The organism is Spirosoma panaciterrae DSM 21099 (assembly GCF_000374025.1).
Lineage (GTDB): Bacteria > Bacteroidota > Bacteroidia > Cytophagales > Spirosomataceae > Spirosoma > Spirosoma panaciterrae.
In genome coordinates this window covers 1-14,976 of record NZ_KB893211.1, presented here as the reverse complement: position 1 = coordinate 14,976, position 14,976 = coordinate 1, and the positions used below count along the sequence as shown (strand labels likewise).

6 protein-coding genes are annotated in these 14,976 nt (G+C 48.6%); 3 read left to right on the top strand and 3 right to left on the bottom strand.

The annotated features are described in order from the left end of the window. The first annotated feature begins 199 nt into the window (after positions 1 to 199). Both B153_RS0126850 and B153_RS0126845 read left to right on the top strand, forming a co-directional pair. Positions 200 to 1,717 (top strand): serine hydrolase domain-containing protein, encoded by a 1,518-nt coding sequence (locus tag B153_RS0126850; protein WP_020599848.1) that lies wholly within the window; start codon positions 200 to 202, stop codon positions 1,715 to 1,717. 644 nt (positions 1,718 to 2,361) lie between these two features. Further along, complete coding sequence (locus tag B153_RS0126845; RefSeq protein WP_020599847.1) at positions 2,362 to 2,898, top strand: pyridoxamine 5'-phosphate oxidase family protein; 537 nt, start codon at positions 2,362 to 2,364, stop codon at positions 2,896 to 2,898. Positions 2,899 to 3,813: 915 nt separating this feature from the next. Here the strand turns inward: B153_RS0126845 and B153_RS0126840 are convergent. Both B153_RS0126840 and B153_RS0126835 read right to left on the bottom strand, forming a co-directional pair. Continuing rightward, positions 3,814 to 7,206: an ABC transporter permease gene (locus B153_RS0126840; RefSeq protein WP_211221715.1), complete on the bottom strand. Its 3,393-nt coding sequence runs from the start codon at positions 7,204 to 7,206 to the stop codon at positions 3,814 to 3,816. A gap of 706 nt (positions 7,207 to 7,912) precedes the next feature. Next, positions 7,913 to 10,105 (bottom strand): catalase, encoded by a 2,193-nt coding sequence (locus B153_RS0126835; protein ID WP_020599845.1) that lies wholly within the window; start codon positions 10,103 to 10,105, stop codon positions 7,913 to 7,915. 1,115 nt (positions 10,106 to 11,220) lie between these two features. Between B153_RS0126835 and B153_RS35965 the strand changes: the two genes are divergently transcribed. Continuing rightward, positions 11,221 to 14,715: a type IIG restriction enzyme/methyltransferase gene (locus B153_RS35965; protein WP_157634897.1), complete on the top strand. Its 3,495-nt coding sequence runs from the start codon at positions 11,221 to 11,223 to the stop codon at positions 14,713 to 14,715. Between the two features lie 17 nt (positions 14,716 to 14,732). Here the strand turns inward: B153_RS35965 and B153_RS38385 are convergent. Further along, positions 14,733 to 14,976: hypothetical protein (locus B153_RS38385; RefSeq protein WP_040762154.1), on the bottom strand; the 244-nt coding region annotated here is incomplete at its 5' end.

The following is a 14,976-nucleotide window of genomic DNA, read 5'->3' as shown; positions in this document are numbered from 1 at the left end:
TTTTGGACGCTACTTTGTTGAGAATATACTAAAAAATAATTGATAATCAGGTAGATATCATTAGTCGGCTACATGGCAAGACATTTGTTCTACAAAAGTTAAAGTATTCGTGGCTCCACTGATTTAAAACTCTGGCAACACAGAGCAAATAAATACGTCTGCGTGCCATGATCATTCTGAAACACTATCCTTTTTTGTTGTGAAAATCACTTACTACTTCCTGCTCATCACTGCCTGGCTAGTCCGCCCAATTCTATCTAATGCTCAGGCCAGCAAAGCCCTCGATAGTTTGTTTTATCGTTTGGATACAGCCCATGCTTTTAATGGGAATGTACTCATTCAGGAGGAGGGGCTAACTACTTACCAACACGCCGTGGGCCTGGCCAATTTAAAAACAGCTAAAAAGCACTCGGTGCAATCCGCTTTCCAGATTGGCTCCATCTCCAAGACGTTTACTGCCGTGGCCGTCTTGCAACTGATTCAACAGCACAAACTTGATCTTCATGAGCGGTATCAAACCTATTTCCCCGATTTCCCCTATCCTCAGGTTCGGATTGACCACTTGCTATCCCATACCTCAGGTCTGCCCGACAAGGAAGAATTATTCTTTCCCCTGCTGGATCAGGATTCAACCCGACAGGTAAGTAACCAGGATATTATCCCGGCTTTGAAGCAATCCAACAAAGTTCTGGCGTTCTTACCCGGCAGTCAATGGCGGTATTGCAATATTGGCTATGCCTTATTGGCTACGTTGGTCGAAAAAATAAGCGGTGAACGGTTTGGCGATTACTTGGCTCAGCATATTTTCCGCCCGGCGGGTATGCACCATAGCTATCTACTGGGCAGTCGGTCTGACGATACTAATTATGCAACGGGTTATTTGGTTCGTCATCATTATCTGGGTGATATGGAACCGATCAGCAGTAGCCGGAAAGTCAGGCGATGGACGTATAATCTGCGTGGGCTTTACGGACCCACCAACATTATCAGTACAACCAGCGATTTAGCCAGCTATGCCACAGCGCTGGATCAGCACAAGTTACTGAAAAAAGGCATGCAGGACCTGGCTTTTGCGCCCTATCAACTAACGGATGGTACCCTGGCCGCACCTGGCGGTGAATTTGGTGCAGCAAATTATGGATTAGGCTGGTTTTTGCCCAGAGATACCCAACTAGGCCGAATCGTAATGCACACCGGTCGTGAACCGGGTTTCTTTACCTTCTTTTGGCATGATCTGACTCACCATCGGACCATCATCTTATTGGATAATGCGGAGAGTATCGGTTTCGGCAGCGCCTGTAAGCAAACGGTGAATCTTGCCTACCAAACCTCTTTTTTTTCCGCAGACCTACCTGGCAAGCAGTCACTCTTCCTGCCTTATGTAAGAACCCTGCTCAAAGAAGGGCCGGATGCCGCTGCCACCTTGTTCAACCAACTCAAAGTTGATACTGCTCATTATTTTGCCGACGAGCGAGAGTTGAACGAACTGGGCTTGGAGCTTCTAGCGGACCATCATGACGCGGCTGCGCTGGAAGTTCTCAAGTTGGCGACGTTTCTTTATCCGCAGAGTTGGAATACCTATGATAGTTACGGAAAGGCTCTGCTGCAAACTGGCCGACGAAAGGAGGCCATCGCCATGTATCGCCAATCGGTGCAGATGTTTCCCGGCAATTTGCCTGGCCGAAAGATCCTGCAAGAGTTAACGAACGATAAATGAAGGGCATCGCGATTTAATTACTGCCGATTAGCCAGGGTTGCATTCTTGATGCTTAAGGGCAACCCTTCTACTATTTTCCCGCCGACTGAAGTTACATTCGTCTACGAGGGGTATACCCCTCGTATCGAGGCTTGGGTATAGGTAGAAAATTGTCCCAGCTTTGTGACCAGCCTGCTCGTGCCACAATGCTTCTTGTAGGCTAGACTTTTAGTTCGTTCCTGGTTAGGAGCATTTGGTGAGATGGATTCATAAAGGTGTTGAGTAGCAGAAATCAATTACAGATGTGACGGCTTAGAGCCTTAATTCCGTAAAGGCATTACTATCTCCTTTTTTCACCGCAGCCCATATAGAATCACCTATTTCTAAAGTAGTTTGAGAATGGACGGGTTTGGGCGATAACGACGGATCGTTTAGCATCGACATGAGATAAAAATATATCTATCAAATCGAAAAACTGATCCCTGCCAACAATAAATTTAACTATTGCCAGAAACCGGGCTAATTTGGCGAGTACACTTCCAGATTAATGCTTACGCATCTATGCCCATAAAATAAAGAAAATTAGTATCAGGGGCTTTTCCAAAGCCAGTTGGTACAACAGATGGTTAGCTGTTCAAATAAGTCAACACGAATACAAAAACGTTATGGATAGTATTAATCAAGAGCAACCCGAAGCCAATCACCAGGATCTACTTGGGACCGAAGCCGGAAAAAAGATTAAGGAATTGGTAGATCAGAACAAGACCTGTTATTTCTGTACGAAAATCACCTCAGGTCAACCCTTGACAACAAGGCCCATGTCGGTGCAAAAAGTGGATGAAGCCGGCCGTTTCTGGTTCCTGAGTGCGGCCGATAGTCATAAAAATGCGGAGATCCAGCTTGACGACCGAGTTCATCTTTTGTTTCAGGGCTCGGCCCATTCTGATTTTCTGAGCATCTATGGCGAGGCCACTGTATCGAACGATAAACAGCTTATCAAAGAGCTTTGGGAACCGCTTTTAAAAACGTGGTTTACCGAAGGGGAGGACGATCCGCGTATTACGGTGATCAGGGTAGATACACGTGAGGGCTATTATTGGGACAATAAACACGGTAATGCTGTCGCCTTTGTCAAAATGGCTGCTGGTGCGATTATTGGAAAAACCTTAGATGACTCGATTGAGGGTAAATTAACGGTCTAACCACTAGCTCATTTTACTATGGGGGTTACTGTCATGAATTAACCCGGAACAGGTGTTTTCGTAGCAGAAAATAAGGTATATGATCGCTGGACGGTCGGAGAAAGTATATTGGACTGGTCAAGACCAAGTGAGGGATAATGTAAAGACGAGGGGACGGATTGAATTTACTGGAACGTGTTATTGTAAAGTATTATAAACAGAAAAAGGCTAATCAGTTGAAATAGAGGGTCTTCGCTCTGAAACTGATTAGCCTTTTTTCAAAAACAGAGCCTCCTACGGACTTGAACTAAAAGGTATAACTTTCTGATTTTCAATAGTTATAATTCTGTTGTAAAATTGAGGGGACGGAATAGGGGACGGATTAGTTAATAATCAAAACTTTTTATCAATAGGAGACAGGCTGCTATTTAGGAGTATGTACTTTTGTCTTAAACAAGTGGTCTTTACTGACAACTTGGTTTGGTCAGAACCGAGCGGGTGGTTCCCTTGGTTCATAGGGTCGGGTGGGTGGTTCCCCCGACCCATTTTTTGAATTGCAGAATTGTCTCATACTTTGAAAAGGGGACATTTATTCGTGGGATGGTGATTTAAGACTGTATTCAGCTAAAATCAATAGTAGACACTAATGCAAAACCTGCCTCCTCGAAAAATGAGTTTTTAGTAAGAAAACGGTGCTATAACTTTTACAAGCATACGACGTTGGCCGTACGTTTGTAAATCTGTCGCACGAACTCATCTGCGATGCTGAAAATGGTACGTTGATTTGTGAGATGGGTTTTTAAGACCGTTTGCCAAAGCTGAGAGCGGTTACAGACCGTTGGTTCATCGTCTCACAAAAACGGGCGTTTAACAAGCTAAACACGGTCCCCTTGTTTAGCTAATGGCTAAACAAGGGCCAATCAGATAATTCCAAGCTTATTCACTCCGTAAGCTCTTCACCGGATTCAGCAGCGCAGCCCGAATACTCTGGAAGCTCACCGTTAAGAGCGTCACCATCAATGCGCCTACTCCTGAAGCAGCAAAAATCCACCACGACAAACCCGTTCGGTAACTGTACTGCTCAAGCCAACCCGTGAGAACATACGAAGCGAGGGGCGCAGCCAGGCTAAAGCCGATAAGCACCAGCACCACAAACTCTTTCGACAATAACACCCACAGGTTCGCCACCGATGCTCCTAACACCTTGCGTACTCCGATCTCCTTGGTGCGTTGCTCGGCCATGAACGAAGCCAGCCCGAATAGCCCCAGGCAACTGATGAAGATCGCCAGACCGGCGAAGATACCCGCCAGCCGACCGATTCGCTCTTCATCGCCAAATTTCTGGCTGAACTCCTCGCTGGCAAAGCGATACGTAAAGGGACTGCCCGGGTTATACCGGCGAAAGATCGGCTCCATCGCCGCCAGCGCCGTATGCGCACTGGCCTGCGGATTCAGCCGAATCGTAATAAAATTGACCCAATCATAATTCAGTTTGAAAACCGTTTGTTTAACCGGCGCAAAGGGTGAATTGGTCACCATGTCTTTAATGACCCCAATAATATGATAGGTTTCACCGGCCCATTTTATCCGCTGCCCGATTGGGTTTTGCAGGCCCATGTACTTAATGGCGCTTTCGTTGAAAATCAACCCCACCGAATCCGTGGGAAAGTCCCGCGAGAAATCGCGGCCTTCGTTAAGGTGCCAGGCAACGGTTTTGCCAAAATCATGGGTGCAGGCGACCACGTCGAAATCAACCTGGCGATTCGGATCCTTACCCGCCCATTCCAGCCGGTAATCGCTCGAAAATACGCCACTGATTGGACTCGATGATTCGGTCACCTGGCTAACCAGCCCCGTGCGCAGTAAGTCGGCACGGATGGCTTCGTAGTGGCTCACCAGTTGGGGCGTGTTGGTCCGGATGCTCAACGGGCCGCCCCGGTCGTAGCCGATGGGGCGGTTTTTGGCGTACTGGATTTGCCGGAAGACCAGCCCCGTGCCGATAATGAGCGTCACTGAGACGGTAAACTGAACAATGACCAGCCCCTTACGCGGCAGGGCCGACCACCGCCCCAGGCGAAACGAACCCAGGCTGGCCGCTCCTTTCAGCACTTTTATGGGCTGAAAGGCCGACAAATAGAGCGCGGGATAGCTACCAGCCAGCAGACCGGTCAGCGCCGTAAAGCCCAGCAGCAATCCCCAGAACCAGCCCGTTCGCCAGGGTATGGCTAGTTGCTTGTCGGCCAGGTCATTGAACCAGGGCAGCAACAGCACCACCAGGACTAGGGAAAGAACCAGGGCTAAAAAGACGACCAGGAAGGATTCGCTATAAAACTGGGTGACCAACTGGGTGCGCAACGAACCAACGGCTTTGCGAATACCGACTTCTTTGGCGCGTTTTTCGCTCCGGGCCGTGCTCAGATTCATGAAATTGATACAGGCCAGCAGCAGCACAAACACCCCGATGCTGCCAAACAGCCAGACAAACTGGATGCGGCCCCGAACGGGCTGGCCATTCTCCCACTCCCCATGCAGATGCCAGCGGCTCATGGGGTGCAGTAACAACCGGGGGTTGAATTTGGCCTCGTCGGGGGCGTTGGTTGCTTTGAGCCGGGCAATCTTGCCTGACAGAGACCCAAGCTGCGCGTTGGGGGCCAGTTGGACCAGTACCTCGAAGGCATTCAGGCTCCAGTTGTCGGCGGCCCGCTGCACCCACTCCTGGTCGGCCACGAACTGCTGCCATGGGAGCAGGTACGCGTAGTACCGGAACGATGAATTGGCCGGGAAATCCTGGTAAACGCCCGTTACTTTGACATTGATTTTGTTATCAATGCGGATGAGTTGGTTGAGGGGATCGGCCTGACCGAACAACGCCTTGGCCAGGGACGCCGACAGCAGGATGGATGCCGGATCGTTCAACCCAGCTCGGCTACCAGCCGTCAGCGTCAGGGGTAACATCTCAAGGAACTCGGGTTCTACGTAATCCCCATAGCGAATCAGTTGATTGGTGCCGTGGGTGAGAATCTGCTCGCCTGTTCCGTGCGAGAGGGCAATGTGGCTAAAGTCGCTGCCATACTCCCGTTTGAGGGTGGTACTCAGGGGCAGGGGAGTATAATCGCTCGTTGAAATAACCCCGTTATCGGTTTGCTGAAGCATGACGCGGGCAAGCCGGTCATAATTGGCGAAGGATCGGTCAAACCAGAGTTCGTCATACACCCATAGACTGATGAGTATGGCCACGGCCATACCGACGGCTAGCCCACCAATGTTGATAAAGGAATACCCTTTGTTCTTAGCCAGGGTTCGAAAGGCGATTTTGAAATAGTTGTTAAGCATAATGGGATGTAAACTAGCGAAAGGGCGGTTTGAGAGTTCAGTAGCCTTGGTTGGCGGGCTTTCTGAACGCAATACTAGCGGCTGGATCGGCGAGCGAGGTGCCAATTGATGAATTGGGACCTCTTTTTTTACGCTGTTTTTGTAGTCGACGGGGGTTTTGCCGGTCATCTGTTTGAAAACCCGGTTGAACGTCGTTTTGGAGTTAAAGCCCGACTCATAGGCAATGCCCAGCAGCGTGAGCCGGTCGTAGGCCGGATCACGCATTTTCCGGGCAATTTCACGAACCCGAAATTCATTAATAAAATCGCTGAAGTTCTTCTCTAGCCCCACGTTGATGATCCGCGACAGCTCATGGGGATGAATCGCCAGTTTCAGCGCCAGTGTAGTCAATGTTAGTTCGGCATCCTCATACAGGCGATTTGCCGCCACCACTTCCTTTAGCGTTCGGCCTTTCCGTTTGGCATCCGATCGATCAGCGATGGGCATTTCTAGCTTGACAGGGCTATCCGATTTGAGGATTACTTCTACAGCCATTCCCATCAATACAACAGCAATAGCCAGAAAGAACGCATCACTTACTAGTGTGAACAAGCAGGACCAGCCGAGCAGTACCAGGGCTTTGTCCAGCCAACGGAACGCCAAACGCGGCCTGTCCATCAACACGAGTTGCAACCGCTTATAGAAATCCTGAATGAGTCGGTGAGAGCCGTACACATAGATGATAACCGACAGTAAACAGGGCCAGAGGGGTATCCAATAGCCCACCAGCAAAGGACAAAAATGCAGCCAATCGGTTGGTTGGAACCGCTGCTGGGGGCGAGTTAGTTGCCTGGTATAAAAATACAGCAGCGGCCCCAGCGCTGGTAACAAAGCCGCTGAAAGCCCACCGGTTTTTAGGACGATCACGCCAAGGGCTAAACTTAAAAACAGGTTCGCCCGTTGGGTAGGCTTGTTAGCAAATCCCACCAGTAGGGCGAGCGTCAGCCCTGAGAACAAGGATCCCAGGGAAGCCAGATCGTATAGGCTTCTATGAAAAAAATCGGGGCTCAAGTGGTTACGAATTGCCAGGAGCCATAGCCTGGTTTTTCAGGCTGACTGCTCTTTCTGTTGGAACCGTTTAAACTAATCTACTTGATCTTCCACAAATCATTTGCCAAGCTAGTGAAGAGTTCAAACTAGGCCTTATTGATAGGATCGGACTCGATTTTAAGGGTCATCTTGTCCATAAGTGGACAAACTTGTATCCAAAAATGGACACCTAAACATAGGCTAAACACGGCTGGAATGTGCAGGATGGCGTCCGTAGCTGCTCGTCTGTCTATTTCAAATCACCAGCCACTCATTATGTTCAGAAAGAGTTTAAAGCCGATGACTACTTATCTCGTAAAAACGCTCCTATTTGAGACGACTTTGTAAACTTCTGGTGCAAACGACGAATTATCGGGGCGGCCCGTGCCGTACCATTCTGCAGAACTACCCGGTTTTGCTTTAAATCATGCAGTAGCTCAATTACTAATTCGCAATTCCGTTGCGGTTTGCTCTGCTCATACCCGGTAAATTGAGGAGGCATGGGCATTGACCCCTGTGGGGCGCTACCGCCAACGACCGGTCCATTGGCCAGGAATTGGCGGTAGCTTGCCTCGCTGCCCCTGAAGACCCAGCGGTCTTCAGGGGCCTGTAACGGCTGGTTGATAGACTAACTTTACGCGGCTACCGTTTCTACCGGTGATCGCTGCCAGTATCGCTTCCCAACGGCGTTCACAAACTGCTCAATGGTTGCCTGCACGCTCTGGCCGGTTTGGGTCAGTACACCCGCGTCAGCGTCGATGGCTCCCTCGGGCAGGGAATCCCGCAGCAAGTCAACGCTTTCGCCTACGGCTGCCACCGGCTTGCCGTGTTTGTAGGCCTGAGCCAGAAAAACGTGGGCATCCCCTTTGCGGATCAGTTCGCTCATGCCCGAACCACCGGGGGCAAACACAGCGTCGTAAAGCACCGAACTGGTGTTAGCATAGGTTTTTTTGGCTTCCAGTTTGCCGCCTTTCCCGTCGATATCGCCCAGGTGCGGACCAACCAGTTCGGCTTGCGCCCCGGCCTGGCTAAGTGCCTCTTTGAGCGCGTTGACCTGTTGGCTATCGACGCCATTGGTCACCAGAATCGCCACTTTCCGACCTTTAGCGCTGGTAGGCTGGTGAGCCATACTCAGTGCTTCTGACCGTTGCACGCCCCCCGATGCTGTTGTTTCTGAGGTCGCATCAGCCAGCCGCTGCGCGCCCGCTACCGAGTCAGCTGTACCGCGCGGTTCGGCCGGAACCTGCTCATTGCTAGCCGGTTCGCCCAGAGCTGCCGCCACCTGCCCGGCTAATACCTCGTTAATTTGGTGCAGGTGTCCCAACATCCGCTGCCGCACCGCCCGGGTTTCGACCATGCTCAGCTCAAACTGAAGCGCTTTGACGATATGTTCTTTCTCGGGGCCGCTCATGCTGTTCCAGAACAGCTTGGCCTGCCCGTAATGGTCACCGAATGATTCGCTACGGGCGCGTACTTTGGGACCGTTTACCGCGGCCGGGTAGCTGACGAACCCACCACGGGCCGGCGTAGCTTCATCGGGCGAATGGCCGTCGAGCGAAGCCGGTGCATACGAAACCCGGCCCTTATCGATGGTGTAGCGCATCTGGGCATCGCGCTGGTTGTTAGAAACCGGACACCGGGGGCGGTTGATGGGCAGTTCCGTGAAGTTCGGGCTGCCTAGTCGGCTCAACTGCGTGTCGAGATAAGAGAAATTACGACCCTGCAACAACGGGTCGTTGCTGAAATCGATACCCGGTACAATGTTGGTGGTGTTAAAGGCGACCTGCTCGGTTTCGGCGAAGTAGTTATCCGGGTTGCGGTTGAGCGTCATTTTGCCAATCCGCCGAACCGGCAGCAATTCCTCGGGCCAGATTTTGGTGGCGTCCAGAATATCGAAATCGTATTTCTGCTCCTCGTCTTCGGCCAAAGTCTGAATGCCTAGTTCCCACTCCAGGAAATTCCCCATTTTGATCGAGTCCCACATCTCGCGCCGGTGGAAATCAGGATCTTTACCAGCAATATGCTGGGCTTCGTCCCAGACTAGCGAGTGAACGCCTAGTACCGGCTTCCAGTGAAACTTGACGAAGGTCGATTTCCCCTGGGCGTTGATGAGCCGGAAGGTATGCACCCCGAAGCCTTCCATCATACCGAAACTGCGGGGAAGCGAGCGGTCACTCATAATCCACATAACCATGTGCATCGATTCGGGCGTGAGCGAAATAAAATCCCAGAACGTATCGTGAGCCGTGGCCGCCTGGGGAATTTCGCGGTCGGGTTCAGGCTTGGCCGCGTGGATCAGGTCTGGAAACTTAATGGCATCCTGAATAAAGAATACCGGGATGTTATTGCCCACAATGTCCCAGTTACCTTCCGGTGTGTACATCTTCACGGCAAAGCCGCGCACGTCTCGGGCCGTATCGGCCGAACCCCGCGAACCGGCTACCGTCGAGAAGCGCAAGAAGACGGGCGTCTGCGTTGAGGTGTCGGTCAGTACCTTTGCCGTCGTCAGGTCACTGAGGGATTCATAGAGTTCGAAGTAGCCATGGGCGGCTGCTCCCCTCGCGTGGACGATTCGTTCAGGAATGCGCTCGTGGTCGAAATGCTGCAATTTTTCGCGCAGGATGTAATCTTCAAGCAGGGTGGGTCCCCGTTCTCCCGCCCGCAGCGAATTCTGGTCGTCGGCAACGGGCTGACCGACGTTGGTGGTCAGGGGGCTGCGGTTTTCGGTCATCATCGGGTGCTGGGCGGGAATTTTGTTGGTCAGGCTTTGGCCATTCTGGCCTTCTGACGGAGTGGTTGGCCCTGGCTTCTGGTTGTTTTGCTGCATGGTTTTGTTGAAAAAATAAACGGATCAAAACTGCTTCCTACTTATGAACCCAGAATTACCCAGGCTGTTCATTAAGTTGGTGTCAGGTCCAGTAAATTTGAGGGAATGTAGGCTATGACATGGGCCACGGTTGGGGGTATTGCGACCATGGACAGCCAGTAAATTTCGGGGGACGGATAAAGATGAATATTCTCACCAAACCCTCCAATTTGAGACGAAGCAGACTTCATGAATCAGCATTGTAAAAGGAGCAATTAATAGAGTACCAATTCCAACCCTTCTCACAAACTGGGGGTCATTTCCGCAAAGTAGTACGATATGAGAGCAATATCTTTTCCATTTGTAAGCTTATTATTGATCATAGGCTCTTGTAAAAAAGAAGAGGCACTTGCCCCCCGCTGTGCTAATGCTGGGGCTTTGGTTAAACAGGTTAAAAGTGTAAGCGGTGTGGTGTACTATGATTCCTCGCAAAGCAGCTACTTCATTCGGGTCCCGAATAGCTTTGATTCCCATGATCTAGGTTACACCTGTAACCTGACTACTAACTATCAAAAATCTGGTCTGAAAGTCAAATTTAGCGGTACGTACTATCAGAGTGACAAACAACTAGGATTTGTCGCGGGTGACAAGAATTATTACTTATCACTTAGTTCCATCCAAGAACAATGATGTGCTAAATCAGCGTGTGATGAGGGTTCTCATAAATAGCTCCTACCTGAGACGATAGAGGTTTCATTCGTCCGTTTTGTTCACATGCATACGAACGTTTGCATGTGAACGCTTCTGCTTTAATCTCTATGAAGCAGTTGTCACAATACAAACGTCCGTTTACTTGTGTACGCTTATCTATCTTGTTACAATATATACGCTCATATATATTGTAACGGATCGAACCTATTCTCATAATCGCCCATTTTGTTGTATTTTCGTTTCTTCATATGAAGTCTACTAATACCCCCTGCTGAATTTTGACAGCGGATTTTTTTGGGTAGGCTAGCGGTCGCAACGGGGCTTACTTTAGGGATTTTACCTACCCCTCCCCCTAGTTTCATATGTTCGGTTTGTTTGGTTGTCAAATGGTGTGTTATTTGCCTGTCCGTAACCGCTGACACACAATGCAATTGAACGTCCTCACCCCGGCCGAATCCCTTGAGAAAACCTACCGCCTTCAATCGGCTCCTCGTGAGCAGATTGAGTTGTTTAAAGCCCAATTTGTCAAGCTCTTTGGCCGTATCAATGAGAATGAGAGCGAGGAGAACGCCAAAGATCATTTAATGGATTTCCTCAAGGAAGTCTATTATAAAGAGGATCATATAGTTGCCCCCAAGGGGAAAACGGACTTTGTTATCCATTTGGGTAAGGATGCTACAACCCCCGCAGGCGTACTGTTTGAGGTGAAACGGCCGACTAATAAAAGTGAAATGGTTACGCGCCAAAACCTCAACACTAAAGCCTTTCACGAGCTACTACTTTATTACTTTCAGGAGCGCGAGCGAAGCAAAAACAATGATATTCGCCACTGTGTCATTACCAATATTTACGAGTGGTTCATCTTTGACGCGGCCGACATTGACCGGCTATTCTACCGGAATGCATGGTTGACGAAAGAATACAAAGCGTGGAGGTTAGGGCAAAAGGTCAGCAAAAACAATGAGTTGTTTTACAACGAAATTATTAAACCGTTCCTAGCTGACCCTGCCTATGATGCTGATGAATTATCCTTTACGTACTTTGACCTACGTACCTTTCAGAAAATTGTAAAGGATGAAGACAATGTAAACGATAGGGGTTTACTGTCGCTCTATAAAATCCTGTCGCCTATCCATCTGCTCAAACTTCCGGCAGCAACCGACAGCAACCGCCTAAACCCCAGGTTTTATGCCGAACTACTGCATATAATCGGTTTGGAGGAAATAAAAGAGGGCGGTAAAAAACTGATCCAGCGCAAAGAAACGAGTAAACGGGATGAGGGGTCATTACTCGAAAACACCATTATTGAACTGGACACGGCCAACAAACTACGCCATCTACCCGACCCGGCGCAATACGGCACAACGCAGGAGGAACGGTTGTTTAGTGTGGGGCTGGAACTCTGTATTACCTGGATAAACCGGATTCTGTTTTTGAAACTGCTGGAATCCCAATTGGTAAAATACCACAACGGTAATCGAGACTATGCCTTTTTAAACCAGACAACGTTAACCGACTTTGACGAACTCTATAAACTCTTCTTTCGGGTACTGGCTAAGAAACCACAAGAACGGCAAGCGTCTATACAGGCTAAGTTTGGCCGTGTGCCGTACCTGAATAGCTCCCTGTTTGAAATTACAGAACTGGAGGACGAAACAATCAGTATCAACGGGCTGGATGACAGCCTGAAAATACCCTTGTTTTCTAAGAGTGTATTAAAGGATAACCCGGCTTATCGGCAAACCAAAGAGTTAGGGACGATGACCTATCTGTTTGCGTTTTTGGATGCCTATGATTTTTCGTCGGAGAGTAGGGAGGAAATACAGGAAAAGAACCGAACGCTGATTAATGCCAGCGTACTAGGGCTAATCTTTGAAAAGATTAACGGGTATAAAGATGGCTCATTCTACACCCCCGGATTTATTACCGAATACATGTGCCGCGAAACCATTCGTAAGGCCGTTGTACAGAAGTTTAACGACGCTAAAGGCTGGAACTGTGCCAACTTTGCCGAACTGGAAAACAAAGACCTGGATCGTACTGAAGCGAATGCCCTCATCAACGAAATACGAATCTGTGATCCGGCGGTTGGGTCGGGTCATTTTCTGGTGTCGGCTCTCAATGAACTGATTGCGATAAAATCAGATTTACGGGTATTGCAGGATGAAAAAGAAAAACGTCTAAAAGGGTATACGGTTAGTGTATTGAACGATGAACTATTGGTACTGGATGAGGACGACGAACCCTTTAGCTATCAACTACAGACCGCAACCAGCAAACCAACCGCCGAACGCCAACGCATCCAAAAGACGCTGTTTCAGGAAAAACAGACTATCATAGAAAACTGCCTGTTTGGGGTGGACATAAACCCGAACTCGGTTAAAATTTGTCGGTTGCGGCTCTGGATTGAGCTACTGAAAAACGCCTACTATACCGATGAATCCGGTTTTACCGAACTGGAAACCTTGCCCAATATTGATATTAACATCAAACAGGGTAATAGCCTCCTGAGTAAGTTTAGCCTTACTGAAGACCTGAGCGACGTTTTCAAAAAGCAGAAGTTCAATATTCAGACCTACAAGAACACGGTTAAGGCCTACAAAGAAGAGCGTAGTAAAGAGGCTAAAGCTGAGCTACTACAGTTTATCAACGAGATAAAAAACCAGTTTCGGGAAACGGTTATTAACCGCGACCCACGGCGAAAAAAGTTATCGAAGCTACGTGGTGAGCGTATTTTGCTGGACAGCGAACTGAGTATTTTCGATTCAGTAAAAGACCTCAAGCTAATTGAACTGGAAAAGAAACGGTACGATAAGCTGATTGAAAAGGCTGAAGCTGAAATAGCCGATATTGAAAATAATGCCCTCTACCGAAGTTCGTTTGAATGGCGGTTTGAATTTCCTGAAGTACTGGACGAAAAAGGTAACTACGTTGGTTTTGAAGCCGTCATTGGCAATCCGCCATATATCCGACAGGAGGAGTTAGGCGAGTCAAAAGAGTTGCTGAAAAAAGATTTTCCTAAAACCTACGCTGGTACAGCCGATTTGTATGTCATGTTCGTAGAGCATGGGTTACGGATTTTGCGGCCAAACGGTCAGTTTGTCTTTATTATTCCCAACAAATGGATGCGGGCAGGGTACGGCTCAAGTCTCCGTAAATGGCTGAAAACATTAGCGATTGAGCAAATTGCCGACTTTGGCGATTTACCTGTTTTCGATGAAGCCACTACCTATCCGAGTATTCTCAGTATTCATAATGCAGTAGCAAAGGATGCCTTTCAGGTTGCTCAAATTGATACGTTGACCTACCCGAACGGATTAGCTGATTACATTCTGACTAATCGGTTTGAAGTCAATACCAACTCATTGCAGGATGAAGGATGGCAACTGACCAACCAGGCTACCCAAAAACTCATGGACAAGTTAAGGGCTACGGGCAAGCCACTAGGTGAATACGTAAATGGCAAAATCTATTACGGAATTAAGACCGGACTCAATGAGGCCTTTGTAATTGATGCTGAAACAAAAGACAGACTAATCGCTGAAGATCCAAAGAGCGCCGAAATTATTAAACCATTTCTGGCAGGTCGGGACATAAAACGGTATCAAACACCGACAGTGGATAAGTACTTAATCTTTACACGTCGGGGTATTTCTATAAATGACTATCCTGCTATTTTAGCCTATCTGGAGCAATTTAAAGAACGTTTAATGCCTTGCCCTAAAGATTGGAAAGGAGAATGGAAAGGAAGGAAACAGGGAACATATAAATGGTATGAAATTCAAGATGCTGTTGATTATTACCCAGAGTTTGAGAAATCGCTAATAATGTATCAAGAGATTTGTACTTATCAGTCTTTTGGATGGAGCAACGGAGGTTTATTCTGCAATAATAAAATTTTTATTCTACTAATACTGTGAGCAGTTTATAGTTAAGTCTAAGCCGCCCTGCGCTGCCAAAATTGGCAATTCAGGCTATCCAGCCGATTTATATCAACTAAGCCATCAGAACTGAGTTGGCTATATATCAGTTTCCACACCCGACGGTTGGTTTCCCGTCGAACCAAAGCGTTCATCGACTTCAGTAATGAAGCATCAGCCGCCAGCAACAAACGAGCAACATTTACCGTGCTAAGCGTCGCGTTCAAGTGGTAGTCTAACTTCTCATCACTGCGTGCCTGA

Coding starts and splice junctions, on each gene's coding strand:
- B153_RS0126845 (WP_020599847.1), top strand. CDS start 2,362: ATGGATAGTATTAATCAAGAGCAACCCGAAGCCAATCACCAGGATCTA.
- B153_RS0126835 (WP_020599845.1), bottom strand. CDS start 10,105: ATGCAGCAAAACAACCAGAAGCCAGGGCCAACCACTCCGTCAGAAGGC.
- B153_RS35965 (WP_157634897.1), top strand. CDS start 11,221: ATGCAATTGAACGTCCTCACCCCGGCCGAATCCCTTGAGAAAACCTAC.